The 26022-nt window shown below is 73.1% G+C and carries 24 protein-coding genes and 2 pseudogenes; 10 read left to right on the top strand and 16 right to left on the bottom strand.

Translation table 11 applies throughout. The features are described 5' to 3' along the window. Positions 1-409 precede the first annotated feature (409 nt). The gene (locus C1708_RS05865) at positions 410-1198 is read right to left on the bottom strand and encodes a glycine betaine ABC transporter substrate-binding protein (protein ID WP_106411651.1); all 789 of its coding nucleotides are present in this window, start codon (positions 1196-1198) and stop codon (positions 410-412) included. 113 nt (positions 1199-1311) lie between these two features. Between C1708_RS05865 and C1708_RS05870 the strand changes: the two genes are divergently transcribed. Further along, positions 1312-2241 carry a LysR family transcriptional regulator gene (locus C1708_RS05870; protein WP_106411652.1) on the top strand — a complete coding sequence of 310 codons (930 nt, stop codon included), beginning with the start codon at positions 1312-1314 and terminating at the stop codon, positions 2239-2241. A 49-nt stretch (positions 2242-2290) separates the two neighbouring features. Here C1708_RS05870 and C1708_RS05875 read toward each other — a convergent pair whose 3' ends face one another. The 5 genes and pseudogenes from C1708_RS05875 to C1708_RS05895 all read right to left on the bottom strand — a co-directional run bounded on the left by C1708_RS05875 (position 2291) and on the right by C1708_RS05895 (position 5098). Then, positions 2291-2818 (bottom strand): YbhB/YbcL family Raf kinase inhibitor-like protein, encoded by a 528-nt coding sequence (locus tag C1708_RS05875; protein ID WP_106411653.1) that lies wholly within the window; start codon positions 2816-2818, stop codon positions 2291-2293. A gap of 88 nt (positions 2819-2906) precedes the next feature. Further along, positions 2907-3260: pseudogene (locus C1708_RS33955) on the bottom strand (zinc-binding dehydrogenase); the annotation flags it as partial. Between the two features lie 27 nt (positions 3261-3287). Next, a complete protein-coding gene (locus C1708_RS05885; protein WP_106411655.1) occupies positions 3288-4127 on the bottom strand; it encodes an alpha/beta fold hydrolase in 840 nt (279 codons plus the stop codon). 113 nt (positions 4128-4240) lie between these two features. Further along, positions 4241-4684 (bottom strand): SsgA family sporulation/cell division regulator, encoded by a 444-nt coding sequence (locus tag C1708_RS05890; RefSeq protein WP_106411656.1) that lies wholly within the window; start codon positions 4682-4684, stop codon positions 4241-4243. Positions 4685-4816: 132 nt separating this feature from the next. Further along, positions 4817-5098 carry a WhiB family transcriptional regulator gene (locus C1708_RS05895; RefSeq protein ID WP_274543343.1) on the bottom strand — a complete coding sequence of 94 codons (282 nt, stop codon included), beginning with the start codon at positions 5096-5098 and terminating at the stop codon, positions 4817-4819. Between the two features lie 301 nt (positions 5099-5399). On the opposite strand from C1708_RS05895, the gene C1708_RS05900 reads away from it, so the two are divergent. The 6 genes from C1708_RS05900 (at position 5400) to C1708_RS05920 (ending at position 16386) form a co-directional block, all read left to right on the top strand. Next, positions 5400-8117 (top strand): ATP-binding protein, encoded by a 2718-nt coding sequence (locus C1708_RS05900; protein ID WP_241911168.1) that lies wholly within the window; start codon positions 5400-5402, stop codon positions 8115-8117. 213 nt (positions 8118-8330) lie between these two features. Beyond that, complete coding sequence (locus C1708_RS05905; RefSeq protein ID WP_106411659.1) at positions 8331-11174, top strand: helix-turn-helix transcriptional regulator; 2844 nt, start codon at positions 8331-8333, stop codon at positions 11172-11174. Continuing rightward, positions 11171-13777 carry an AAA family ATPase gene (locus tag C1708_RS05910; protein WP_106411660.1) on the top strand — a complete coding sequence of 869 codons (2607 nt, stop codon included), beginning with the start codon at positions 11171-11173 and terminating at the stop codon, positions 13775-13777. The genes C1708_RS05905 and C1708_RS05910 overlap by 4 nt, the downstream gene beginning before the upstream one ends. A gap of 104 nt (positions 13778-13881) precedes the next feature. Beyond that, a complete protein-coding gene (locus C1708_RS34335; RefSeq protein ID WP_198602408.1) occupies positions 13882-14058 on the top strand; it encodes a hypothetical protein in 177 nt (58 codons plus the stop codon). A 187-nt stretch (positions 14059-14245) separates the two neighbouring features. Continuing rightward, entirely contained in the window at positions 14246-14596 is a 351-nt protein-coding gene (locus C1708_RS05915; RefSeq protein WP_106411661.1) for a Pepco domain-containing protein, read from the top strand. A 20-nt stretch (positions 14597-14616) separates the two neighbouring features. Then, a complete protein-coding gene (locus C1708_RS05920) occupies positions 14617-16386 on the top strand; it encodes an outer membrane protein assembly factor BamB family protein (RefSeq protein ID WP_106411662.1) in 1770 nt (589 codons plus the stop codon). A 485-nt stretch (positions 16387-16871) separates the two neighbouring features. On the opposite strand, the gene C1708_RS05930 is transcribed toward C1708_RS05920, so the two are convergent. From C1708_RS05930 to C1708_RS05945, 4 genes and pseudogenes are all read right to left on the bottom strand, one after another. Then, positions 16872-17273 carry a hypothetical protein gene (locus C1708_RS05930; protein ID WP_106411663.1) on the bottom strand — a complete coding sequence of 134 codons (402 nt, stop codon included), beginning with the start codon at positions 17271-17273 and terminating at the stop codon, positions 16872-16874. Continuing rightward, positions 17270-18096, bottom strand: a pseudogene (locus C1708_RS05935) (IS5 family transposase). Before C1708_RS05935 ends, C1708_RS05930 begins: the two are co-directional and overlap by 4 nt. Positions 18097-18196: 100 nt before the next feature. After that, positions 18197-18625: a class I SAM-dependent methyltransferase gene (locus C1708_RS05940; RefSeq protein ID WP_106411664.1), complete on the bottom strand. Its 429-nt coding sequence runs from the start codon at positions 18623-18625 to the stop codon at positions 18197-18199. Between the two features lie 127 nt (positions 18626-18752). Continuing rightward, positions 18753-19427 (bottom strand): TetR/AcrR family transcriptional regulator, encoded by a 675-nt coding sequence (locus tag C1708_RS05945; RefSeq protein WP_106411665.1) that lies wholly within the window; start codon positions 19425-19427, stop codon positions 18753-18755. A 65-nt stretch (positions 19428-19492) separates the two neighbouring features. On the opposite strand from C1708_RS05945, the gene C1708_RS05950 reads away from it, so the two are divergent. From C1708_RS05950 to C1708_RS05955, 3 genes are all read left to right on the top strand, one after another. Further along, positions 19493-20932 carry an aldehyde dehydrogenase gene (locus C1708_RS05950; protein ID WP_106411666.1) on the top strand — a complete coding sequence of 480 codons (1440 nt, stop codon included), beginning with the start codon at positions 19493-19495 and terminating at the stop codon, positions 20930-20932. An 86-nt stretch (positions 20933-21018) separates the two neighbouring features. Next, the gene (locus C1708_RS35590; protein ID WP_274543344.1) at positions 21019-21510 is read left to right on the top strand and encodes an aldo/keto reductase; all 492 of its coding nucleotides are present in this window, start codon (positions 21019-21021) and stop codon (positions 21508-21510) included. Further along, positions 21408-22157, top strand: coding sequence for an aldo/keto reductase (locus tag C1708_RS05955; RefSeq protein ID WP_342210923.1), 750 nt, complete (start codon positions 21408-21410; stop codon positions 22155-22157). The genes C1708_RS35590 and C1708_RS05955 overlap by 103 nt, the downstream gene beginning before the upstream one ends. Here C1708_RS05955 and C1708_RS05960 read toward each other — a convergent pair. Genes C1708_RS05960 through C1708_RS35600 form a run of 6 tightly spaced genes read right to left on the bottom strand, consistent with a single transcriptional unit; the run spans position 22052 to position 25752 of the window. Next, complete coding sequence (locus C1708_RS05960) at positions 22052-23140, bottom strand: HoxN/HupN/NixA family nickel/cobalt transporter (RefSeq protein ID WP_106411667.1); 1089 nt, start codon at positions 23138-23140, stop codon at positions 22052-22054. The genes C1708_RS05955 and C1708_RS05960 overlap by 106 nt on opposite strands. After that, positions 23127-23552: a hypothetical protein gene (locus C1708_RS05965; protein WP_106411668.1), complete on the bottom strand. Its 426-nt coding sequence runs from the start codon at positions 23550-23552 to the stop codon at positions 23127-23129. Before C1708_RS05965 ends, C1708_RS05960 begins: the two co-directional genes overlap by 14 nt. A gap of 4 nt (positions 23553-23556) precedes the next feature. Then, entirely contained in the window at positions 23557-24441 is an 885-nt protein-coding gene (locus tag C1708_RS05970; RefSeq protein WP_106411669.1) for an aquaporin, read from the bottom strand. Continuing rightward, positions 24438-25103, bottom strand: a complete 666-nt coding sequence (gene nthA / locus C1708_RS05975) for a nitrile hydratase subunit alpha (RefSeq protein WP_106416174.1) — start codon at positions 25101-25103, stop codon at positions 24438-24440. Before nthA ends, C1708_RS05970 begins: the two co-directional genes overlap by 4 nt. A gap of 5 nt (positions 25104-25108) precedes the next feature. After that, on the bottom strand, positions 25109-25420 hold the full coding sequence (locus C1708_RS35595) for an SH3-like domain-containing protein (protein ID WP_106411670.1): 312 nt from the start codon (positions 25418-25420) through the stop codon (positions 25109-25111). Then, complete coding sequence (locus C1708_RS35600) at positions 25417-25752, bottom strand: SH3-like domain-containing protein (protein ID WP_106411671.1); 336 nt, start codon at positions 25750-25752, stop codon at positions 25417-25419. The genes C1708_RS35595 and C1708_RS35600 overlap by 4 nt, the downstream gene beginning before the upstream one ends. Between the last annotated feature and the right edge of the window lie 270 nt (positions 25753-26022).

Consider the following 26022-nt stretch of genomic DNA (forward strand, 5'->3'; position numbering starts at 1 on the left):
CGGGCACACGGAATGGCGGCCCTCACCGGTGGATGGAGAACGCCGAACGCCTGCTCCCTCGACCTACCCGGGGTCGTCGGCAGCACCGATGTCGGAGTTGGTGTTGTGCACGCCATAGACCTTCATCGACACGGTGGTGGCCGGGGCGCCGACGTGCGGCAGGCGCCCGCGGGGGCCAAGAGGTCGTTGTCCCGGGTGCCGGTTCACGGTGCGCCACATGATGAAAGAATGGTTGTTGCCCTGCGAACAGAGCGTCACCCAGCCGGGAGTCGGCGGCCGAGACGGAGCCGGACGCACTGATCGCTGCTCCCGCCGCGAGGGCCGGAGTCGAGGCAGCCGCTCCCAGAGGGTTGAGCAGTGCACGCCTCTCACACACGTGTCTTGGAATCCCGCGGGTCGGGGTCGCTCGTCAACGCCGTGCGGCGAGGAAGCGGTCGGCCGCCTCCAGGGGGGTGAGACCGTCCACGCTGATGAGGCTGTCGATCTCCTCCACGCCCTCGTTGCCCAGGTGCAGGGCGTCCAGCTCGGCGACGGCGGCGGGGTCGATCCGGTCCAGCGCCTCGTGCGTGATGACGGGGGCGGCGCCGTCGACGGTGCCGAGCAGCCCCTTCGGTTCGGCGAGGGTCCGCAGTCCGTGCAGCCGGTTCAGGTACTGGGGCCGCCACAGCGGGACGACGAACCACTCCCGGTCGGCGACACCCCGGTCGAGGCGGGCGACGAAGTCGATCTCGGTGCCCGGCATGAACCCGTATCCCGCCCGGTCCAGGCCGTACTCGCGGACCATCCGGGCGGAGAAGCGGCTGATGCCGGCTCCCGGGTTGATGCCCTGGATGGTGGTCGTCATCCGTTCCGCCACCTCGGGCCGGAGCAGGTCCGCCACCTCGCCGACCGCCTCCTCGGGCACGTACGGCGGTACCGCCCAGACACAGTACGGCTCGTAGTGCGGCGTCAGTACGCGGACGCGGTCGGTGTACCGGGAGAGGTAGATGTCATGGCTGGACGGCAGCCAGGCCGACACCAGGACGTCCACCGCGTCTTCTTCCTGGAGGCGGAACACGCGCTCGTGCGGTGCCTCGACACTGCGCACCTGATGGCCGTGCTTCTCCAGTATGCGGCGGGTGACCGCGGCGGCCGCCCGGTGGAAGGAGAGCGCGATGTTGCCCACGGTGACGATGGCATCGTTTCGGTACTCGGACATGGCAATCCTTCGACGATCCGGTGAGCGCGGGTGTGCGCGGCACCCACGATCCTGTGCCGTCCCCAACTCATAAGTCCAAGACATGTTTTTCATGCGACCCATATGCTGAACACATGGCGACTTTGCGACAACTGGAGTATCTGGTGGCGATCGTGGACGCTGGCTCGTTCACGCGGGCCGCAGAGCGGCTGAACGTGACGCAGCCGGGGCTCTCCCACCAGTTCCTGGCTCTGGAACGGGAGGTCGGCGGCCCCCTGCTGGAACGTCTGCCCCGCGGGGTGCGGCTGACGTCCGCCGGACGGTCCATGCTCCCGCACGCCCGCGCCGCCCTCGCCGAGGCCGGCCGGGCCACGCTCTCCGCGCGCCGCGCGGCGGGTGTGTCCACGGGCGAACTCCATCTGGCCACGCTGTACTCCGTCAGCGCCGGCGTGCTGCCCGCCGTCCTCGGCCTCTGGCGCAAGCGGCACCCGGGCGTCCGGGTCCGCCTGTTCGAGTACCGGAGCTCGGACGAGCTGGCCCAGGCCATGGTGGCCGGCGTCGCCGATCTCGCCGTGGGTCCGCTGCCCGACCGGTGGGAGGGCACCGCCCGGCATCTCGGCACCGAGGAGTTCGTGGTGGTCACCGCCGCCGACGACCCCCTGACCGGTCCGGGGACCGCGGCGCGCGTACGGCTGGCGGACCTCGCCGACCGGGCGTGGGTGCACTTCACCCCGGACAGCGGGCTCGCGCGGTTCCTCGACGACGCCTGCGCGCGGGCGGGCTTCCGGCCCCATGCCGCGGTCCGCACCGAACAGGCGGCGGCTGCCGTCGGGTACGCCGCCGCCGGTCTGGGGCCCACGCTGGTGCCGGCCAGCAGCGTCCCCCGCCACTTCCCGGAGGCGGTGCTGCGTCCGGACCCGCCGGTCACCCGGGTCCTGACCGGATACACCCGCACCAGCCCGGACTCCGTCGCCGCCTCCTTCCTGGACCTGCTGGAGGAACACGCGGCCCTGATGCCCCGGCACGTGGCGCGGCGGCTGGATCTGCGGCCCCGGACCTCCTGAAGGCCGGCCCACCGGGCGCCGCCCGCGCGGGGGACGGCGCCCGCCGGGCTCAGCTCGCGGAGAAGCGCGCGGTGATGACGGCGCGGGCCAGGGTGTGGCCCGAGAGGTTGAAGCCGAGGAAGGCCGGCGTGGCGCCCCGGTCCAGTCCGAGGGTCTCGACGTCCACGGCGTGCACGGCGATGTAGTAGACGTGCTCGCCGTGGCCGGCCGGCGGCGCGGCACCCAGGTAGCGCTTGAGCCCGGCGTCGTTGGCGAGCTGCCACGCCTTCTCCGGCAGGCCCTCGGCCGGGTCGTCACCGGCGCCGGCCGGCAGCTCGGTCACCGTCGCCGGGATGTCGGCGACGGCCCAGTGCCAGAAGCCGCTGCCCGTCGGCGCGGTGGGGTCGTAGACGGTGACGACGAAGCTCTTGGTCTCCGCCGGGAACCCGGACCAGGCGAGCTGCGGGGAGACGTCCTCGCCGCCGGCTCCGAAGATGCCGCTGGCCTGGGCGAGGGGAAGGACGTCGCCGTCGGCGAAGTCGGCGCTGGTGACGGTGAACGACGGTACCGTCGCGATGAGGTCGTAGGGGGTGGACATGACTGTTCCTTTCAGTGGCTTGCACCGGCCATCCTCACGGCGGCACGGCTTCGGGTGATCTGTCGACCGACTGACGTGTGCCGCACGGTCATTCGGCCGTGAGCACGAGCTTCCCGGTGGTGGTGCGCCGCTCTCCCCGCCGGTGCGCGATGGCGGCGTCGGACAGCGGGTAGGTGCGGTCGAGCACGGGGGTGAGGTGTCCGGTCGCCACCAGCCGGGCCACTTCCCGCAGGGCGGTGCGGTCCGGCTTCACGAGCATGGTCGCCACCCGCAGCCCGGTGCCGCGGCCGAGGCCGCGCGGGGCGTGGTGGGCGATGTCGACGAGGACGCCTCCGGGGCGCAGCAGCCGCAGGGACCGGGCGGCGTTGTCTCCTCCGCCCAGTTCGAGGATCGCGTCGAAGCCACCGGTGAGCGTCTCGACCGGCGTGGTCCGGTGATCGACGACCCGGTGTGCCGGTGTGCGCGCCGCTCAGCGCAGGAAGTCCCGTACGTCCCGCGCGAACTCCTCATGGTGCTGGAAGAGGAACCCGTGGCCCGAGTCCGGGTAGACCTTCACTCGGGCCCGGGGCAGCAGTCCGCCCAGCAGATGGGCCGCGCTCGACGGGATCACGCGGTCGTTGTCGCCACCGGCCACGAACGTGGGGTGGGTGACCGCCGAGAGCCGCTCCAGGGCGGCGGGGTCGGGGACGCCCCACTCGACCACCGCCTCGTACTGCGCCGCCCGGACCTCCGCCGGGACCGGCAGGTCCCGGTCCTCCTCGCGCTCGATGTACCGGCCGACGAAGCCCAGGCCGCTGCGCTGGCTCGTCTCAGTGTGGTTGAAGAAGGCGTACAGGTAGTCCTGGATGTTGAGCCGGTCGACGTCGGTGTGGGCCACGATGTCCTCGGGGTACCCCTCGATGCACGGACCCCCGCGCGGTGCGGTGGCCGCGAGGACCAGCCGGCGGACCGCGGACGGGCGCAGCAGCGCCACCTCCTGTGCGGTGAAGCCCCCCATGGAGTAGCCGAGGACGTCCGCCTGCCGCAGGCCGAGGGCGTCCATGAAGGCGAGGGTGTCCCGGGCCAGGTCGCGCACGGTGCGGCACGCCTGTCCGGTGCTGAGTCCGACCCCCGCGTTGTCCAGGGTGATGACGTCGCGTTCGGCGGCCAGCGCGTCGATGAGCGCCGGGTCCCAGCCGTCGAGTGTGCCCCGGTAGTGCTGGAGCAGGAGGAGCGGCGGCGACGGGGAGCTGGCCGCGCCGGTGCGGCGGTAGGCGTACCGCACACCGCTCGCGGCTTCGATCACCTGGTTCGGGGCGTCGACATACATCTCGGATCCTCATCATGGGGGGGCGCGACGGCTCCGAGTGTGCCGCTCCCGGCGGCGGCGGCCATAGGGCATTTGACCGTAGACCGTCCGCGCCAGTGTCCCCGGCGACCGCGTCAGCAGGGCGGCAGCAGGCCGCAGGCCAGCGCGTCCCAGTCGACCAGCCGGCTTTCGCCGCCCCTGGGGACGAGGTCGTACGTCCGCTCCAGCCACGCCCGGATCGGAGCCAGCTCGGTCATGAACGCGGCCGAGGCGTCGGTCCGCTCCAGGCGCAGGTACAGGAACGGCGTGTCGTCGTGCCGCCGGGACGGCCAGATCTTGACGTCCGCCTCGCCGCTGAGCCCTTCGGTCCCCTGCATCAGCAGGTCGCGCCCGACGACCCAGGAGATCCGCGGTGCCGACGGCGTCATGAGGTCGAGCCGCACGGAGAAGGGGGCCGCCGGGTCGAAGGTGAACCGGCAGGACACCGAGGCGTTCTCCGCCGGCGCGAACAGGTTGTGGAGGGTGACGTCGAGCGTCAGGGGGTCCTCGGTGCCGCGTGCCCACGACTGCTGACTCATAGGTCCGTTCCTTTGCGCTACTCATCGGACCCCCGTCTGCCGGGGCAGCCTGCCCGGGGTACCGCAACTCGGTGAGCCATCGGCCCACGAGAGTGTCCCTGAGCGCAGTGGAAAAAAAGTGGAAGCCCGGAATCAGGCTGCACGGGCGGACCGGCGGTACCTCCGCCGCGCGGCGGCACGGCGCATGACCCGGCGCTCCTGCTCGCTGAGGCCTCCCCACACACCGCTGTCCTCCCCTTCGCTCAGCGCCCACTCCCGGCAGGCCCGGGTCAGCGGGCACCGTCCGCAGATGCGCTTCGCCTCCGCGGTCTGGACGGCCGCGGCCCCCGCCTCACCCACCGGGAAGAACAGCTCCGGGTCCACGGTGCGGCACAGCGCCTCCTCCCAGATCGGTCGCGCGAGCGCGCTCCTCACGGCAGCCGCCGCGCGAGCCGTTCCATGGTGGTCATCATCCGTCCTCCTCGGACGCCGGAATACGATCCTGTGCGGGCCCACTGTGCGGTGCGGGGGCCGGGTCGGCATCGGTCGTCCGACTGCTCCGTGACCCACGGGTGTCAGGTGTCGGGCGCACGACGACCGCCGGCGGCTACCCCGTCCCCTCTGGCCATACATGTGCAAAGAGGTAGGATGCGAGCCGGCCCGGCGCGACAGTACTGATGGTGAGTGGCCACGGGCCACCGCACATCCAGAAGCTCCGAAGAGTAGGTGCGTGTACGTGATCGGGCGCGAATCGCAAGTCGAGCGGCTGTCCGCTCTCCTCGAGGCGGCACGCGAAGGGCACGGGTCCTCGGCCCTGGTGTACGGCGAGGCGGGGATCGGCAAGAGCAGTCTCGTCTCCGCGGTCGTCGACACCGCGTCCGCGTCGGGCTTCCAGGTGCTCTCCTGCCACGGGGTCCGCGGCACCGGCACGGTGGGCTACGAGGGACTGCACGAGCTGCTGCTGCCCCTCCTCGACCGCGTGGACGCCCTGTCACCGCGTCAGCGGACCGCCCTGGACGTGGCCTTCGGCGCCGAAGGGGAGCCGGCCGACCGGCTGGTCACGGGGCTCGCCGCGTTCGGGCTGCTGGAGGAGGCGGCGGCGCACGGACCCCTCGTGGTGCTGGTCGAGGATCTGCACTGGCTCGACGTGTCCACGGCCGACATCGTCACCTTCCTCGCCGCCCGCATGAGCGTCATGCCGGCGCTGCTGCTGGCCACCAGTCGCGCCGATCGCATCTACCCCGACCGCAGTCCCCGCTTCCGGCACCAGGTGCCGCTGGCCCCGCTCGGCCGGGAGGACTCCTTGCGGCTGCTCGCCCAGCACGCGCCCGCGCTGACGGAGCCGCAGCGGCAGCGGCTGGTCGAGCGGGCGATGGGCAACCCGCTCGCCCTGGCCGAGTGGTCGGCCAGCCCGTCCCGCCTCGACGGCGCGCCGAGCGCCGAGCGCGGCCGGGTATCGATGGGCAAACGCCTGGAGGACTCGTTCCTCGCGGAGGTCGCCCTGCTCCCGCCGGCCACGCGGCGAGCGCTCCTCGTCGCCGCCGCGGGGCAGGACTCCAGCAGCCACGAAGTACTGACCGCGGCCCGCGGCCTGGGCCTGGAGCAGAGCGACTTCGCGCCGGCCGAGAAGTTCGGGCTGATCACGCTCAGCGACGGCTCCTTCCGGTTCCGCCACCCGCTGGTGGGCTCGGCGGTGTACGACAACGCCGACTCCGACATGCGCTCCCGGGTGCACACCGAGCTGGCGGCGGTCGTCGTCGATCCGGCGCGTGCCGTCCAGCACCGGGCCGCGGCGGTCACCGGCTGGAATGAGAACGTCGCCGCCGAGCTGGAGCGGCTCGCCGTGGCGACCGGGCGGCGCGGTGCGCGGACCGAGGCGGCCGCCGCCTGGCGGCGCGCGGTCACGCTGACGCCGGTGCCGAGGGAACGGGCCCGGCGCACGGTGATGGCGGCGGAGGCCGCGCGGCAGGCGGGTGCCACGGCCGAGGCCGTCGCCCTGCTCGCCGAGGCGAGGCCGCCCGCCGAGGACGAGGCGTCGGTCATGCAGCTCGCCCGCACCGAGTGGATGCTCGCCAGCACCAGTACGACGCTCCCGGACCGGGGCGGTGACGAGCTGGTCGCACTGTCACGGGCCCTGAGCGACCCGGACGACCGGGTCGAGGTCCTCACCTGGGCGGCGGTACGCGGCTACACCCGGCAAGACCTCTCCGCCGAGGTCACGGCGGTGGTCACCGAGGAACTGCGACGCCCCGGCATCGCCGGCACCGAGCGGCAGCGGCTGCTGCGGAGCATCGCGCTGGCCCTGGTCGGCTCGGCCGACCGGCTGCCCTCCGTGGAGGAGGCGCTGTCGGTGCTGCGGCCGCAGGTGCGCGAGACCGACGCGACGCTGATGAACTGTCTCGCGTTCGCCTTCGAGGACGCCCACGACCTCGAAGGCGCCGAACGCGTGTGGAGCGCCGAGGTCGACCTGTTCCACCGGTCGGCACGGACGAGCGACGAGACGGTGGCCCTGGCCGGGCGCGGCACGGTACGCATGAACGCCCAGGCGGTCGCCGCCGGCCTCGCCGACTGCGAGCAGGCCCTGCGGCTCAGCGGTGACCTCGGTCTGTCGGTCGTCGGGGCGATCTGCGCGGCGAGCATCGCCCTCGCGCGCGCGTGGCGCGGTGAGGACGCGCTCGCGGCCACCGCCCTCGCGACCTCCGCGGAGCTGTCCGGGCCCGCCCCCTTCGCCAGGGTCGCCGCCATCGCCTCCTGGGCCTCGGCCGAGCTGGCGGCGAACGAGGGCCGCCCCGAGGACGCGGTCGTCCACCTGCTGCGCAGCGTGGAGCATCCGCCCATCGGCCTGTGGGCGGGCGGCGGCCTGGCCGACGCGGCCGTACGGGCGGGGCGTCCGGAGGCCGTGGACGGCTGGCTCGGCATGGCCACGGCCGCCCTCGCGTCCAGCGGCTCCGACCACCTCGCGATGCTGGTCGAACGGACCCGGGCGCTGCTGTCACCGGACGGCGGGGCGCGCGACCACTTCGAGCGGGCCATAGCGCACGGCGAGCGCACCTCCGCGGCCCTGGACCTCGCCAGGACCCGGTTGTTCTTCGGTGAGTGGCTGCGGCGCGAACGCCACATCACGGAGGCCCGTGGCCACCTTGCCGCGGCCCTGCACGTCTTCGAGTCGCACCACGCGACGCCACTCGCCCGGCGGACGGCACGGGAGCTGGGTGCCGCCGGCAGCGTCCGGCCGACCCGGTCGCCGCACGCCGTCGCCGCCGACGCGGTGCTCACCGCCCAGGAACTGCACGTCGCACGGCTGGCCGCCGAGGGGTACTCGAACAAGCAGATAGCCGACCAGTTGTACCTCTCGCACCGCACGGTCGGGGCGCACCTGTACAGCGCCTACGCCAAGTTGCAGATCAACCGGCGGGCGCAGCTCCCGGCCGCCCTCGCGGGCACGCCCGACTGACCGAGCCCGCTCCGGGGCGGGGCCTGCCTCCGGTCGGTTCGGGGGCAAGGCGAATCACGGTCGAATTACCTAGGGCTCTTTTCGGCCTCCTTTCCTAGGTTGGGACACGTTCCGTCCCATGCGTCCGTCGGTCCACGGCGGCCGCGCACGACACACGTGTGACCACGCGTGCGTATTCGGGCGGACGATCGTCTCGTTCCCGAGGAGGCTGACATGAGGCCAGTCGTATGCGCCGGCAGTGCGCCGCGTCCCGTCCGCGAGGTCGCGCCGCGGACGGCGGAACACCCGCGCGGCCGGGACCACGTGCTCACGGCGGTACGCGCGGCCCTGGCCGGCGCCGGTGACCGGCACGGCACGGCACTGGCCGTCCGGGGCGAGGGCGGCAGCGGCAGGAGCACGCTGCTGCGCTGGGCCGCCGAGGCCGCCGCCGACGCCGGTGGGCAGGTGCTGCGGGTCGCCCCCCGCGCCGAGGGCGGCACGTCGGCGTACTCCGCGCTCCGCTCGCTGACGGTCCCGCTGTCCGCCGCGTCCGGCGCCTTGCCGGGCGCGGTCCGCGCGGCGCTGCCCGACGCGCTGCGCAGGCATGCCGACGGCGGTGACGAGACGTCCGTCTGCTCGGCGTTGTGGCGGACGCTGGCCGCCGCCGCTCAGCGGCGTCCCGTGCTGCTCACCGTGGACGACTGGCAGTGGCTCGACCCCGCCTCCGCCAGGGCCCTGGCGTTCGTGGCCCGCCGGCTCGACGGGACCCGGGTGCTGCTGCTGGCCGCTTCCGACGGGCAGGGGCCGGTCCCGTCCGCGGACTGGGGCGCGGCCGAGCTGTCGCTGCCCGCGCTCGGTGAGGAGGCCGCCCGGGAGGTGCTGGCGGACCGTCACCCGCGGCTGGCCGCCGACGCCGTGGCCGCCGTCCTCGCCGTGGCGGAGGGCAACCCGCGTGCCCTGGTGGACCTGCCCACGGTGCTCACCCCCGACCAGCGGGCGGGCCGGGCGGCACTGCCGGACCCCCTGCTGCCGGGAGCGGCCCTGGAGCGCTGCCTCGGCCGGCGGTTCCGCGCGCTGCCCGACGGCACCCGTGCCCTGCTGGCCGCGCTGGCCCTCCTGGAGGAGGACGCCGAGGCCGGGGACGTCGCGTGGCTGGCCGGCGCACTCGGGCACGACCTCGACGCCCTCATCCCGGCCGAGGAGGCGGGGCTCGTCTCCTCGGACCGGACGCCCCGCTTCGTCCGCCGGGTCCACCGGTGCCTGGCCCACGCCACCGCGCCGGCCGCCGTGCGGCGGCGGGCGGGCCGCGCCTGGGCCGAGCTGGCCCTGACCCGGCTCGGCGGCGGGCCGGCCGGCCCGGCTGGCCCCCGCCCCGACGGCCCGACCACGCCCGTCGAGGCGCCACCGGACCCCGGCGAGGCCGGACCGCACCACGAGGACGCGGCCCGGCTGGAGGCGCTCGGCCACGCGGCCGTGGCGGGCCGGCGCTGGTCCACGGCGATCAGGGCGTTCCGGATGGCCGGTGATCTCAGCCCGGCTTCTTGGGAGCGCTCCCGCCTGCATGCGGCCGCGGCGTCCGCCGCCCTGTGCGACGGCCGGCCACGGCTGGCGCTGACCCTGACCCGGGGACCGGGCGCCCGCCCGGCCGGGACCACGGCGCAGGCGGTGCGCGCCGTCCGGGCCTCCGCGCTGTTCGACGTCGCCTTCCACGGGGACGACAGCTTCCGCGACCTCTCCGCCGCGTTGGAGACGGGACCGGTCGCCGGCGCCGACGCGCGGGACCGGGCCGCGTTCCAGCTGTCGGCCCTGACGTCCCTCACCCACGACCCCGCCCCTGCCAGGACGGCACTGAACGCGCTGCCGGACGACGCCGGCGATGCCCTGCGCATCGCCGTGACCGCCCGGTTGGACCCGGTGTCCCGGGCACAGGAGATCCGGGAGGGGCTCGCCGGAGCGGCCGAGCGGGCCCTGCGGACACCCGGCGCCGGGCCTCGGGAGCTGACCTGGCTCGCGGACGCCGCGTGGCAGGTCGACGACCCGGCATCGAGCGGCCGGCTGCTGTCCGCCGCCCTGCAACGGTCGGGCACCGAGCGCGGACACCTCCCGCACTGCCGGGAGCTGCGGGCCGAACTCCTGACCGCCGAAGGGCGCTGGGAGGAACTGCGCGACCTGGTGACGCGGTGGTCGGCCGAGGGTGGTGCCGGCCTGCCCGACCGGCATGCCGTCGCCCTGAAGTCCCAGCTGCTGCTGGTCTGCGCGTACCAGGGCCGCCGGGAGGAGGCGCGGGAGCTGGCGCGGGAGGTCCGGCGATGGGCCCGCGACCGCCGCTCGGCCCACCACGCGGGCCTGGCCGCGTACGCCGCGCTCCTGCTGGCCCAGGCCGACGACACGGAGCCGGCGGACGGTGCCGACTGGCCGGCCGACGCCGATCCGTGCCGGGACGCGGTCACCCGGCAGGCCCATGCCGTCCTCGTGCGCGGTGCCCTGCTGCGGAACGACCCCGAGGCGGCCCGCGCGCACCAGGCGCGCGCGCAGCGGGCCGGGCTGACGCGCTTCTCCGACGGGTCGACCCTGCTGGTACGGCACGGCCGGGCGCTGCTGGCCGCGTACACCGACGAGTCCAACACCGCCGAGCTGTTCGGCCTGGCCGAGGACGCGGCGACGGCGTCGGCCCGCCCGTTCGACCGCGCGCTGCTGGCCCTGGACCACGGCAGGTGGCTGCGCCGCCGGCGGCACCCCGCGGCGGCACGCACCCGCCTGCGCACCGCCTACGAGACCTTCGGCCGGCTCGGGGCGGCGCCCTGGCAGGACCGGGCCCGCACCGAACTGCGGGCCATCGGGGCTCCCCCGCCGGGCACGGTGCGGACCGCCACCACGGCGGGCCAGGCGCTGTCGGCGCACGAGCGGCGCATCGTCCGCATGGCGGCCTCCGGCCTGTCCAACCGGGAGATCGCGGAGCGGCTGCTGGTCTCGCCGCGGACAGTCGCCTCACACCTGTACAAGGTCTTCCCCCGACTGGGCATCAGCTCGCGCCGGGAACTCCAGGACGCCTTGCTCGGCGGCGGTGACACTCTGTGACGCCGGACGACGCGGCGGTGCCGCACCCCTTGTTCGGCCGCGGTGCGGAACTCGCCGCGATCGGGGCGTTCCTGGAGCGGCCGGGTGAGTCGGGCGGCGTCCTCACGGTCCACGGCGAGCTGGGCAGCGGCAAGTCCGCGCTGCTCCAGGAGGTCCGGCGCGCCGCCGAGGCCCGGGGCCGGACCGTCGTCCCCCTCCAGGGGCACCGCAGCGAGGCCGGGCTGCCCGGTGCCGGCCTCACCCAGCTCCTACCGGTCCCGGCCTGCGGTCCGGACGCGAGGAGCGTCGCCGCCGAGGCGCTCGGCCGGCACACCCGCGCCGGGCGGCCCCTGCTGGTGGTCCTGGACGACGCGCAGTGGTTCGACGGTCCCTCGCTCGATGCCCTGCTCACGGCCTGCCGCGGGACCGCCGGCACGGCGCTGCTCATGGCGAGCCGCCCGGTGCCGCGCGGGGACGCGCGACACGCGTCCGGGCCCGCGCCGGACCTGGTTCTCGGCCCGCTCGCCGGAACCGAGGCCGAGCGGCTGCTGCGCCGGTACGGCCCGGACGTGCCGCCCCTGCTGGCGCGCCGGGTGCTCCGGGAGACCGGGGGCAATCCGGCCGGACTGGTGTCCATCACCGAACTGCTCGTCTCCGCCGCCCCGCCGGCCGAGGCGCTGCTCGCCCCGCGGCTCCCGCTCGGCGACGCCCTGCACACGCGGGTGACCAGCCTGCTGGCCGGCGTGCCGGAACCCGTGCGGGACGTCCTGCTGCTGGCCGCCGTGGCGGACACCGGCCGGCCGGAGCTGCTGCGGGAGGCCGCCCGCGCCGTGGACCCAACGGGCCGCGCCATGGACGCGGCCGAGGATCGTGGCCTGCTCCTGACGGAGTCCGGAACGGTCCGCTTCGGCCATCCGCTGCTGCACTCCGCGGTGTACTGGGAGGCGTCCCGGGCCCGGCGGCGGCGTGCGCAACTGGCGCTGGCCGGACGGGACGAGCCGGGCGCGTACCGGCGAGCGCTGCACCGGGCCCTCGCCTCCACCGCCCCGGACGAGGCCACGGCCCGCGAGCTGGAGGACAGTGTGCCCGAGGACCTTCCCGAGGCCGCCGCGGTGCACGAACTGGCCGCCGACCTGAGTCCGCGGTCCGCGGACCGGGCCCGCGGACTGGTCCGGGCCGCGTGGGCGGCCCAGGTGCGGGACCAGACGGGGGAAGTGCGGCGGCTCGTGGCCCGTATCACCGCCCTCTCCGCCGGCCGGTGCCCCGAGACCGCCGCGGCCGTCGCCGCACTCGGCGCGCCGGGGACCGCCGGTGAACCGGCCCTACCGTGGCCGCTGTTCCCGCCGCCGGCCGCCGGACCCGCCCGCGGCGGGCCGTCCGCCCCGCGCGCGTCGGACGCCCGGCCACCGGACCCGCTCACCGACCGGTGCCCCGCCCTGCTGTCCGCGCTGTGCTGGACCGACCGGACGGCCCACGCCGACCGGGGCAGAGCCCTGCTGGTGACGGCCGGTGCCGCGCTCGCGCGGGGGCGGTTCCCGCTGGAACCGCTCCGTGACGCCGCGCTGGTCTCGGTGGCGATGGCGCTGGACGACCCGCTCGCCGCCGAACGCCTGGGCGGGGCCGTGCTGGACTCGCTGACCGGCCCCGGGTACTTCGGTACCGCCCGGGCGGTCCTGGCCCACCGCCAGCTCGCCCGGTTGCACCTCGGTGACCGGGAGGGTGTGCTGCGGGACGGCGTCACCGGGGAGCGCTGGAGCCGGACGGCGGAGGATCCGCACGCCACCGCCGTCTTCCGGTGCGGTGTGGCGCAGGTGCAGGCGTGGGAAGGCACGGAGGAAGGGCATGCGGCGCTCACCGACGGCATCCTGGCCTTCGCGCTGCCCCGCGGTCTTCCCCTGGTGGCGTCCAGGGCCCGCTGGGCGAGGGGCTTGATGGCGCTCGCGCACGGCCGGCCGGAGGACGCGTACGAGGAGCTGCGGATGCTGTCGGACCCCGGCGGTGACGCGTGGCACCCGGTGGTGGCCGCCTGGGCGCTGGGCGATCTGGTCGCCGCCGCGGTCGCCTCCCGCAGGGGTGACGCCATACGGGACCGGGTGCGGTGGGCAGCCGAGGTCAACCGGTCGCTGCGGTCGGCTCCGCTGGAGCACCTGCTGGCCCGGTCGCTGGCGCTGCTCGGCGAGGGCGACGCGCCCGAAAAGCACTTCACCCGGGCGCTGGCCGTACCGGGAACCGGTGCGCTGCGGTACGAACGGGCCCGTACGCGGCTGGCGTTCGGGGAGTGGCTGCGGCGACGGCGGCGGGTGCTGGAGGCGCGGGACCAGTTGCAGCGGGCCCGTGACGCCTTCGCGTCGGCCGGTGCGGCGGTGTGGGTGCGGCGGGCCGATTCCGAGCTGCTGGCCGCCGGGGACGCGACGGCGAGGGGCCCGCGGCGGGGCGCGGCCGGGTTGGGGCTGACGCCGCGTGAGGCGGAGGTCGCCTGGCTGGCCGCGCAGGGGCTGAGCAACCAGGGCATCGGGTGGCAGCTCGGGCTGACCCACCGGACGGTCGCCAGTCACCTGTCGCGCGTGTTCGCGAAAGCCGGGGTGACGTCCCGCAAGCAGCTCCCGGCAGTGCTGGGGAGCTGACCCGGACCTCGGCGCACACGCGGGCCGGCGGCGGACCGGGTCGGTCCGCCGCCGGCGGGCCACCAGCCCCGAAGCTGCCGGAGGATCCGGCCTACCAGCAGATCATGGCGGTGTTCGCCGCGGCCGACTCCCCGCTGCGAGCACGGCAGGTGTGCGAGGCGATGGACACGGAGATCGCGCCCAACAACATCAACAACACCCGCCTGAAACTCAAGCGGCTGACCAAGCGGGGAATCCTGGTCGAGATTGAGCAGGGCTTGGTCACCCAGCCGCGGTCGTAGCCGCCCGACGACGCCGCAGCCAGCGCGCTTGCCCCTGCGAAAAAGAGCGAGACGGACATCATCGTGTCCCGATCTCTGCGGGCGCGCGGCCCGGGCCGCAAGGGCATGAACTCGCCCGGTGCGTAGTATGTTCGTCCGTGAACCTTAGAGTTGACGGGTCACCGACATACGTGCTGGGGGGCATCACATGCAGGGCGCGGAGGACCAGGTCGCAGGTCTCGATGAGCGCATCCTTCCCTTCTGGGTCGAGGTCACGGACGAGGACGATCACGCCGACCATGACTCGATGGGGCTGTTCAGCCGCAGCGGGGACGCGGTGCTCCGCTCCGTCCCGCTTGGGCCGCTGCGTCAGAATCTGACCGAGGCGGTTGACGCCCTGCAAGCGGTTTTCGCTGATGTTGCGGCCTGCGGCGGTACCCTGCCGCTGGCCGAGGCACAGCTGTCCTTCCAGGTCACTGCGACTGGCGGCGTCCAGCTCATCGGCACCGGCCAGATGCAGGGCACGCGCGGCCTCACCTTGACCTTCAGGCGCCCGTAGACCGCTGTGCCGAGACCGTCATGCCACAGCACCGCGCCCTCCTGATCGGGGCCAGCAACTACGACATGCGGGGAATCCACTCGCTCCCCTTCATCCCTGGCGATCTCGCACGCCTCGGCTCGGCCCTCCGGCGCCGAGGCTTCAAAGACGTGCAGGTGCTTTCCCAACTGGAGGGTGGCAAGCAGCTTGGGGCCAACTTCATCAAAGGCTGCGTCGCGGGATTCCTGCGCCGCGCCGGCCGGGGCGACACACTGGTGATCGTCCTCAGTGGCCATGGTGTGCACGCTGCGGGCCGGGACTACCTCGTCCCCGAGGACATCCACGAGGACACCCATCCCTTCGAGTCCGGCTGCGTGCCCATCGACTGGGGTCGCGACCTGGACGAGACACCTGCTGACCACGTTGTCTTCCTCATCGACGCCTGCCGGGAGGGCATCGAGGTGGCCTCGATGAGTGTGGCGGGCGTGACGCAGTGGGGGCGGCAGAAGACGGACGCCGCCTTACGGCGGAAGGTGGCGTACGTCTACGGCTGTTCCCCCGCCCAGCTCTCCCTCTACGTACGCGATCATGAGGCCGTGACCGACGGCGTTCAGTGCGGCACGGTGCCCGGCGAGTCGTTCAGCATCTTCTCCCGCGCGATCTCGGACGTCGTCACCTCCCACCAGGGCGCGCTGGCGCTGGACGTCTTCCGGGAAGCGGTTCAGGAACGGGTGTCCTTACTGCATCAGGCGTACAGGAAGCGGGGCAACCCGCAACTGCTGCGCACGATCACCGACATCCCGCACAACGCCTTCACCTTCCTCCCGGCAGCGGCGGGCCGCCACGAGGCCGCCACACCTCCCGTCACCGAGTACCCCGCAACGCCGTCTCGGAGCACGTCACCGTGGTGGAGTACACCGGCGTCCCCGCCATCGGGCCTGAGGCCGCAACCGGCACTGACCCGGACCGCTGAAGAAGACCGCCTCATCCCACCAGCTCCGTCGCACTCCGCCGCCCCCGGCCGTGGCCAGGCCGCAGGACCGGTGGGCCTTCCGCCCCGGCTGCGCGGATCTTCCCCCGGACCCCGGCACCTGATATCCCGCCGCCGGGTTCTGCTCGGTCTGGCTGGCACAGTTCTCACCGGAGTCGGCTTCACAGCCTGGAAGGTCATCGATGCCAGCACCCCAGACAGACAACTCTGGAAGTTCAACACCAGGGAGTTCGTGCAATCATCCCCAGCCGTGGCCGGAGGGGTGGTCTACGTCGGCAGCGGCGACGGCAAGTTGTATGCGGTGGATGCCGCCACCGGCGAGGAACACTGGTCCTTCGCCACCGGTGAGTGGGATGCGTCGTCCCCCAGCGACTCTGCGGTGAAGTCGTCTCCAGCGGTGGCCGACGGGGTGGTCTACGTCGGCAGCCAAAACAAGAAGCTGTATGCGGTGGATGCCGCCACCGGTAAGAAACGCTGGTCCTTCGCCACCGGTGGTGAGGTGTACTCCTCGCCAGCGGTGGCCGGAGGGGTGGTCTACGTCGGCAGCAGGGACGAGAAGCTGTATGCGGTGGACGCCGCCACCGGCGACGAACGCTGGTCCTTCGCCACCGGCGATCGGGTGGACTCGTCCCCAACGGTGACCAAAGGGGTGGTCTACGTCGGCAGCAGCAACGACAAGTTGTATGCGGTGGATGCCGCCACCGGCGACGAACGCTGGTCCTTCGCCACCGACTTCCATGTGGAATCGTCCCCAACGGTGGCCGACGGGGTGGTCTACATCGGCAGCTACGACGCCCACCTGTACGCGGTGAAGACGTGACACCACATCCGCCGCGCCAGGCGCGCCCGGATCACGGCGCAGGCCAACGAGCAGCTGTCGGGCCGTGGTGAGTCCGAGCAGCACCAGGTCCTCCAGGACCGACTGTGCCAGGAAGCCGCCTGGATCAGCGGGCACGGAGCTCACGTGCTCGGATCGGCCCGTTCGGCGCCCTGACCGAAGGGCCGGCGCGGGAGTGGACGGACCTCAGCACGCTCGGCGGGTGGGAGCCGCTCGCTGGGCTCCCAAAGACGCGGCCGCTCTCGTCCGCGATGTCTCGGCAGGCTCCCCGGGTATCGTCCGGATCGCCCGCCAGCTTCGGGACTGGACCGCTACCCGAGGTTCCTCCGCTGCGCGGGCGGTGCTGACTAGCTGGTCGGGGCAGGTTGACGTGTTTCAGGTTCACTGGTTCGGCCGCGACACGTGAGCTGATGTCCGTATGGCGCTGACGGCTGGGGTAGGCGGGCCGATCAAGGGCTTCCGGGTGGCTACGGCCGCAGTTGAGCGAACAGTCCCTGCTCGGTCTCGACCAGGATGCCGCGCTCGGTCAGCCGCTTGAGTTTCAGGCGGGTGTTGTTGACGTTGTTGGGCGCGATCTCCGTGTCCATCGCCTCGCACACCTGCCGTGCCCGCAGCGGGGAGTCGGCCGCGGCGAACACCGCCATGATCTGCTGGTAGGCCGGATGGTCCGGCAGCTTGGGGGCCGGCGGTGCCGGATCAGGCAGTTCCAGGAGCGTCTTGCGGGTGATCCGGATCTCCTCGGCGGCCCGGCCGAGTTCGTCCAGCTGCGCGATCTGCCCTCTCGCCTCCTTGACCTGCGTGACGATCTCCCGCTCCCGCTCTTCCAGGCGCACCAGCACCGCCCCCAAAGTCAGCTCCCCGCCGGTCATGCGCCGCGCCAGGAGACGGAGGCGCCGGTCAGTCGACGGGCCATCACATCGCTTATCGCCCAGTACACCCGGGACTCCGCCGAGGCCGGGCGGTGCTCATAGTCGCGTACCAGCCTGCGGTGCAGCATCAAGATCCCGTTGGTCTGCTCCACCACCCACCGCCTGGGCTGGGGCGTGAACCCGGTGTCCGCCGCATTGCGCTCGACCACTTCGACCGCGATGCCCACCCGCTCGCCGTGGGCCACAACGGTTTTCTTGAACCCCTGGTCCACCAGGGCTTTTTGGACCGTGCCGGTCTCGGCGGCGACCTTGTCCAGCAGGGCGGTGCCAGCGGCGTTGTCGTGGGCGGAGGCGGCCAGCACCACCACCGCGATCACCAGGCCCAACACGTCAACGGCCAGGCCGCGCTTGCGGCCCGGCACTTTTTTGCCGCGTCCCGTCCGGTCGTCTTCGCGGGCACCCCGGTGGCCGCGTGCAGGCTCTGGGTGTCGAGCACCACCAGGCTGGGATCGGCCGACCGGCCCTTCTTCTCACGGACCTGCCAACGCAGCAGGTCGTGGATAACCTGGTCAGTGCCGTCGTCGCGCCACCTGTAGAAGTAGTACTTCACCGCACCGCCCGGCGGCAGGTCGTGCGGCAGGTAGTCCCACTGGCAGCCGGTGCGGGACTGGTACAGCAGCGCGTTGACGATCTCCCGCATCTCATAGCGGCCCTCGTGGCCGCTGACGGAGGGGTGCCGGGCCTTCCACGCCGTGATCACCGGTTCGATCAGCGTCCACCGTTCGTCGGACAAGTCGCTCTTGTAGGGCTTGCGGTCGCTCACGCAGCCACTTCAGCACGGCCCCGGCCAGCGACCGGCCACGGGCCCGCGACACCACACGTTCAAGCGACGACAGAACAGACATCAGCCCACATACCACCCTCTAACAGGAACAGGCCACCGGCCCGCAGGGAGCGCCGTACGCCCGGGAAGACCCGCGCCACAGGTAGGTCAGCGGTTCGCCCATGGTGACGACCGCGTCGAAGGTGCCGAGCGCGGGCAGCGAACGGGCGTCGGCCGTCACGAAGACCACCTGGTCGGCGCCGTCCTTGTGCCGCGCGGCCCCGATCATCTCCGGCGGCAGGTCGACCCCGGTGACGGTGAAGCCCAGCCGGGCCAGTTCGAGAGCGGAACCGCCCGTCCCGCACCCCACGTCGAGCAGTCGGCGGCCGGGCACGCCGTGCTTCTCCAGGAGGTCGCGGTAGAGCCGGGCCCACCTCGTGTAGTCCTGGACCCGGGTCATCGCGTCGCAGTACGCGCCGATCGCGCGGTAGAGACTCTGGGCCGAGTCGTTGGAAGCAACCGAGTGCACGGCGTCCCTCGCACATCTGTCGTCCGGTGGGTGTCCCGTCGTCCGGGGCACCACTGTGCCGCGGCTGTGCGGAACGTCAATGGAACGCGTGTGGACGGGCCCGGCGCGGGAGCGGACGTCGGCGGGTTCAGCCGAGGCCGGCGCGGGCGGCCAGGCCGGCGGCCATGGTGCGGGCGGTCTGCGAGAGGCGGGGCAGGAAGTCGACCACCGCGTGGGCCAGACGTGGCTCCTCGGCGTACAACCGGGCGAGGGCCTCCGGCGGGGTGGAGATCTGCCAGAGGGAGCCGGCGAGCAGGCTGACCGTGCTGACGAGGTCCCGGGTGGCGGCCTGGTCCAGGACCGGCTGGAAGGCGGAGCCGGTGTCCGCCATGTCGTCCAGGGCGCCGAGGGCGGCCAGCTTGTAGGTCAGGACCGCGTCGGCCGAGACATGCCGTTCCAGGTGGAGCGGGGCGTGGGCCAGGAGGTCGCAGAGCAGGGGCTGCTCCACGACCGTACGGGCGAGGGTCGTGGCCAGTTCGTCTGGGGTGCCGTCGGTGCGCCCGCCGAGCGCGTCCGCCAGCGCGGCGGCCCATCGAGTCCAGCATTCGGCGGTCAGGCGCAGGTAGATCTCCTCGCGGGTCTCGACGTAGCGCAGCACCGCGGACTTGTTGATGCCGGCCCGGGCGGCGATGTCGGTGAGCGTCACCTCGCGGACGCCCTTCTCCAGGGCCAGGGAGCGCGCCGCGTCGACGATCGAGGCGAGCCGCAGTTCCTTGTGCTCCGGCCTGCGGGCGCGTCGTACGTGAGGAGGCAGCTTGTCCATGCGTCCCAGCTTAACAGAACAGCGTTCCCTTGACTTAGAGAACAGCGTTGCCTTAAGTTCTCGGCATGACCGATTACGAGAAGCTGTACATCGGCGGACGCTGGACCGAACCCGCCAAGAAGGAACTGCTGGAAGTCCGCTCCCCGCACGACCGGTCCCTGGTCGGCCGGGCCGCCGAGGCCACCGAACTCGACGTGGACCTCGCCGTGGCCACCGCCCGCGAGGCCTTCGACCACGGACCCTGGCCCCGGCTGACGCCGACCGCCCGGCAGGAGGTCATCGCCCGTTTCAACGCCCTGTACGCCGAGCGCGCCGAGGAGATAGCCGACCTCACCACCGCGGAGAACGGCAGCGCCCGCTGGTTCACCGGCTGGACCGCCGCCGCGCTGTCCGAGCAGACCGACGCCTATCTGCGGGCCGCCGCGGCCCTGCCGTGGGAGGAGGAGCTGCCGCGGACCGAGGGCAGCACGGCCCGCACCCTGGTGCACCGCGAGCCGGTGGGCGTGGTCGCGGCCGTCATCCCCTGGAACGCCCCGCACCAGTCGGCGCTCACCAAGCTCGTCCCCGCACTGCTGGCGGGCTGCACCGTGGTCCTGAAGACCTCACCGGAGAACGCGCTGGTCACGCTGCTGCTGGGGGAGATCTTCAGTGCGGCGGGTGTGCCGGAGGGCGTGGTCAGCATCCTGCCGGCCGACCGCCGCACCAGCGAGTACCTCATCTCCCACCCCGGCATCGACAAAATCGCCTTCACCGGTTCCACGGGCGCCGGACGCACCATCGCGGCGATCGCCGGCCGGCAGCTCAAGCGGGTCAGCCTCGAACTCGGCGGCAAGTCCGCCGCCATCGTCCTGGAGGACGCCGACCTCGACGCGATGGCGGAAGGGCTGAAGTTCCTCTCCTTCGCGAACAACGGCGAGGCCTGCGTCGCGCACACCCGGATCCTGGTGCACCGCAGCCGCTACGACGAGGCGGTGGCCCGGCTGAAGGAACTGGTCGAGTCGCTGACCGTCGGCGACCCGGCCGACCCGGACACCTTCATCGGGCCGATGGTCCGGGCCGACCAGCAGGAGCGCGTCCGGTCCTACATCGAGACCGGCATCCGCGAGGGCGCCCGGCTGGTCACCGGTGGCCCCGAGGTACCGGCCGGTCTGGAGGGCGGCTACTACGTCACCCCGACCCTCTTCGCCGACGTCGACAACTCCATGCGCATCGCCCAGGAGGAGATCTTCGGCCCGGTCCTCGTGGTCATCCCGTTCGAGGACGACGAGGACGCCGTCCGCATCGCCAACGACTCCCCGTACGGTCTCGGCGGCGGGGTCTGGACGGCCGACGCGGCACGGGCCCTGGCCATCGCCCGGCGCATCCGCACCGGCACCTTCTCCGTCAACGGGGCGCCGCCCTCCCTCGACGGCCCTTTCGGCGGGTTCAAGGACAGCGGCATCGGCCGGGAGTTCGGCACGGCCGGGCTGACCCAGTACATCGAGTACAAGACGATCTCCGTCTGACCGGTCCCCCACACACACAGCGCGGCGGAGCAGGGCGTGCCCCATCGGGCACGCCCTGCTCCGCCGCGGCAGACGGGAGCGACACCGTGCACACCTCACACGTCACCCTCGGCGCCGGCGGCCTGCGCGTCGGCCCCATCGGCCTCGGCTGCATGGGCATGTCCCAGTTCTACGGACCCGCCGACCGCGCGGGATCGATCGCCACCGTGCGGCTCGCCCTCGACCTGGGCGTGAACCTCCTCGACACCGCCGACGTCTACGGTGCCGTCGGGGCGGCGGCGGACACCAACGGGTTTGGCCACAACGAGACACTGCTCGGCGAGGCGCTCCGGGGCCGCCGGGACCTGGCCGTGATCGCCACCAAGTTCGGCGCACGGCCCTCGGGCGACGGCCGGGTGGTCTACGACGGCCCCCCGCTTACGTCCGCTCGGCCTGCGAAGCCAGCCTGCGCCGGCTCGGCACCGACCACATCGACCTGCACTACTGCCACCGGCTCGACCCGGCCGTCCCGGTCGAGGAGACCGTCGGCACCATGGCCGAACTGGTCGCGGAGGGAAAGGTCACGGCGCTCGGGCTGAGCAACGCCGGCCCCGACGAGCTGCGCCGGGCGGCCCGTACCGCACCCATCTCCGCCCCGCAGAGCGAGTACTCCCTGTGGGAGAGGGGGGTGGAGGACGAGATCCTGCCGCTCTGCCGGAAACTGGGCATCGCACTGGTGCCGTACAGCCCGCTCGGCAGGGCCGCGCTGACCGGCCGGGTCGGTCCCGGCACCCGCCTGGACGGTGACGACTTCCGCAGCACCCTGCCGAAGTTCTCGCCCGGCAACCTGCCGCACAACCTGCGGCTGGTGGACGGACTGAAGCAGTTCGCCCGAGAGCGGGAGCTCACCCCCGGCCAGGTCGCCCTGGCCTGGCTGCTGGCCCAGCCGTACGCCGTCGTACCGGTCCCGGGCACGAAACGGGCGGAGTTCCTGCGGGAGAACGCCGCGGCGGCGGACGTCACCCTGGAGGCTGGCGAGGTCGCCGCGCTCGGCGCGCTGTTCGCGCCGGGGCGCGTGCGCGCGGCCAGTACGGCGAACTGCCCGTGTCCGGGCGGTAGGTCCACTCGGCGGGCGCCGGCTCACGCCTCCGGGTCCGGCGACGGGGCCAGCGCCCGTCCACCGACGGCCTTCCAGTGCAGGAAGGAACTGAGCCAGGCCGTGAGGAAGAGGGCGCCGATCAGGTAGCCGACGGTGTTGAGGTCGATGCCGACCAGCCAGGGCAGGGCCCGGCCTAGGGCGGGGACGCCGTCGGCCAGCAGCGTCACCAGGTTCACGGCGGCGACCAGGAGGGCTGCGGCGGCTGAGAGGCCGGTGGTGGTGAGGTTGTAGTGGATGCGGCGCAGCGGGTGGACGAACGCCCACCGGTACGCGGCCGACATGAAGGCGCCGTCGAGGGTGTCGAAGAGCGTCATCCCGCAGGTGAACAGGAGCGGGAGGAGCATCAGCGCCCACCAGGGGACTCCGGAGGCGGCACCCGCGCCGGACATGACCAGCAGGGACACTTCGGTGGCCGTGTCGAAGCCCAGGCCGAAGAGCAGGCCGAGCGGGAACAGGTGCCAGGGACGCGTGGTCGACGCGGTCAGCCGGCGCAGCAGGCGCGAGAGCAGTCCCCGGTCGTCCAGTACCTCGTCCAGGCGCGCCTCGTCGTGCTCGCCCCGGCGCGCGGACCGGTACAGGGCCGCTATGCGGCGCAGGGCCAGCAGGTTGAGGACGCCCAGCAGCAACAGAAAGGCCGTGGACACGGACGTGCCGAGCACGCCCAGGACCTGGTGGGCGGCGGAGGAGTCGTCGGTCAGCCGGGAGGCCATGCGGGCCCCCAGGGCGGTCAGCAGGCTGAGCAGCACGACCACCGAGGAGTGGCCCAGGGCGAACCAGAAGCCGAGGTGGGCCGAGGGCCGCCCCTCGGCCAGGAACCGGCGGGTGGTGTTGTCGATGGCCGCGATGTGGTCGGCGTCGAAGGCGTGCCGGACGCCGAGCATGTACGCCGTCAGGCCGAGGCCGGTGCCGAAGACTTGGGCGCCGACGGAGAAGCGGTGCCCGGACACGGCGCCGGCCAGCGCGGCGAAGGCTGCGACGGTGACGGCGACGATCGCGGAGACCAGCAGAATTGTGCTCCGGTGGGTCGTGGGCGTCCGGGCGGACCGGGTGGCCGTCTCAGTCCGTGGCACGGGACCCCCAGGGCTGGACCTGGACCGAGTAGGAGGCGCCCAACCGCTTGGCCCGGAAGCCCAGGGCCCGCATGATGTCCAGCAGCGCACACGTCATGAGGCCCTCGACGTGGGTGACGCGCGGGTCCAGCGGAGTGTACGCCGCCTCGTGCGGGGCCCAGCTGATGAGGAGTGACCCCGGCCCGTAGTGCTCGGGGCAGGAGCGGATCTCCACTCCTCCGGTCAGAGCACCTCCGGTCGGGGTGTCGGCCTGGATGCCGAAGCCCGCGCGCAGCAGGGCGTGGACGAGGTCGGGTGCCAGTTCCACGTCGTGGAGGTCGAGGGTGGTGACGATGTGACGCGCCTGCCGGCGCAGGGTTTCGTCGGTGTGGTCGGGGACGGCAGTCGCGGGGCCGTTAAGGGTGTGGGGCATGGGATCACCGGGAGGAAGTGGGAACGCGGTGCCGCGAGCGCGGCGGGCGCAGGTGGTAGCGGTGGATGTCGTGGGCGCAGCAAACCCGGTGGGTCCAGGCCCGGGGGGCGCCCAGGAGGGTCGGTACGGAGGCGGCCACTGCGGCTCCGGCCAGGGGCGCCAGCATGTAGGCCCAGAACAGGTGGTAGTCGCCCGAGACGACGTGTGGGCCGAAGTTGCGCACCGGGTTGAAGCTGGCCCCGGTTCGGGAGCCGGTGGACGTGATCAGCGCCGCGACGACGGCGCCGAGCACCCAGGGTGTGGAGCGCGGCCGGGGCCGGCTGGTCATGGCGGCCAGGACCCACAGCAGGACGGCGGTGCTGAGGAGTTCACCGAGGGCCACCGCGACGGGGCCGTCCCAGCCGGTGCCGGGCTGGATCAGCCCGTAGTGCACCTCGGTGACCCGCTCTCCCCAGAGCGTCCGGGCAAGCAGCACCCCGAGGACGGAACCGGTCAACTGGAAGACGCCGTAGGCGATCAGGTCGGCGACGCCGAGAGCGCCGCGCAGGGCCATGAAGAGGGTGATCGCCGGGTTGAGGTGGGCGCCGGACTCCTTGCCGGGCGGGGTGAGGGCGAACACCGCCACCGCGCCGCCCACCGAGACGCCGACGACGGCCAGGCGCGGCAGGAGCGGCCACGAGGAGAGGTAGGCGCCGTCGGCCCGCATGGTGAGGGAGACCGCGGTGAGCGCCGCCAGCACGAGCCAGGCCGAGCCCAGCGCCTCCGCGAGGTACGAGGACAGCGGCCGGCCCCGGACCACCCACCGCGCGGCGGGCGCGGCGGGCGCGGCGGGCGGGCCGTGGGTGTCCGCCGCCGTGGGGCCGTCCGGCCGCCGGCGGAACCCGGTCACGGCAGCCTGGGCGTGGTGACGCCGATCATCGTGTCCCGGGTGACGAGGGCGGCGAGTTCCTCCTCGCTCAGGCCCTCGGTCCCGGCGGGGCGCATCGGCAGGACCAGGTAGCGCATGTTGGCGTTGCTGTCGTGGACGCGGATGGTCACGTCCTGGGGCACGTCCGTGCCGAACTCCCGCAGCAACGCACGCGGTTCGCGGACGGCGCGGGCCCGGTAGGGGCGGCTCTTGTACCAGTCCGGGGGCAGACCGAGCACGGGACGCGGGTAACACGAGCAGAGGGTGCACACCACGAGGTTGTGCACCTCGGGTGTCTGCTCCAGCACGATCAGCTTGGTGCCGTCGTAGTTGTCGATGCCGAACTCCTCGATCGCGGACGTGCCGTCGGCGAGCAGGCGTTCCTTGAAGTCCGGGTCGGTCCAGGCGCGGGCGACCAGGGCGGAGCCGAGGGCGGGCCGGTGCGCGTCGAGCGTCTCGACCATGGCGCGTACCTCGTCCGCGGTGATCAGGCCCTTGTCGACGAGGAGTTCGCGGATGGCCTGGTGCAGGACGTCGAAGTAGTCGGGTTCCTCGGCGGCCGTCTCGATGGGGGCGTGCGGGTCCGGGGCGCCGTGCGTGTGGTCGCCGTGGTCGACGATGCCGGTCTCGTGGGCGTTCGTCATCGACGTCATCGTCCTTCCGTGCCGGAGCGGTCGTCGACCTGCTCCAGCCAGTGCTCGTAGATCTCCAGTTCCAGGACGTCGTCCGCCGGCCCGTCGTAGTCGGGCCAGAGCGCCGACTGCTCGATGCGGACCCGGTACAGGCGGACCTCGCCGCCCTCGTTGACGCCGTACGCCTCCCGCTCGGGGTTGAGGAAGCGGGGCAGGACGCGCTCGATCCGGCCCTCCTTGCCGCGGACGTAGACCGGGGTGCGGACATGGCCCGGAGCGTTGCGGTCGGCGATGCGGACCCTCTGGTCCGGCACGAAGCGGGTGCTCATGCGGCGGCCTCCGTGAGCCGGTCCCGGATCTCGTTCATCTTGGCGCCCAGTTCTTCCGAGGTGATGACGCCCTTCTCGATCAGCACCTTGGACGCGGAGACGGCCCACCGCTCGTAGTAGGTGAGTTCGCCGATGATCTCGGCCCCGAGGTCCTCCACCCCCCGGCGCTTCTCCTCGGTGTTGACGAGCTTGTGCGCGGAGAGGACGTTGAGCAGCGCGTGGCAGCTCTTCTCGAAGGGCGTCATCTCGTGGTCGGACGGGACGACCGGTCCGGCCGGCAGCCCGCCCAGATCGTGCGCGGGGCGCACGATCATGTCGCGTTTGGTGGCCACTGCTCCTCCTTGACGGGTGGCTTCTATCGTGTTTGCCGGGAATAGCTTGCGGGCGAGGGGTGTTGCCGGGCATCCGTCAAACGACTACCGGTCCCGGGCGAGACATGTGTGATTGGAGAGGTGTGCCGTTGCGCCGTCCCCGGACCGCCCACCGCCGCCTGCCCGGTGGTGTCCGGCCGGGGGCGGACACCGGCCTCCGAGGCCGTGCGTCGGATGACGGATGGTCCCGCCGCCGGGCCGCGTGATCCTGGCGGGGACCCACACGGGTCC

It is taken from the genome of Streptomyces sp. DH-12 (assembly GCF_002899455.1).
GTDB lineage: Bacteria > Actinomycetota > Actinomycetes > Streptomycetales > Streptomycetaceae > Streptomyces.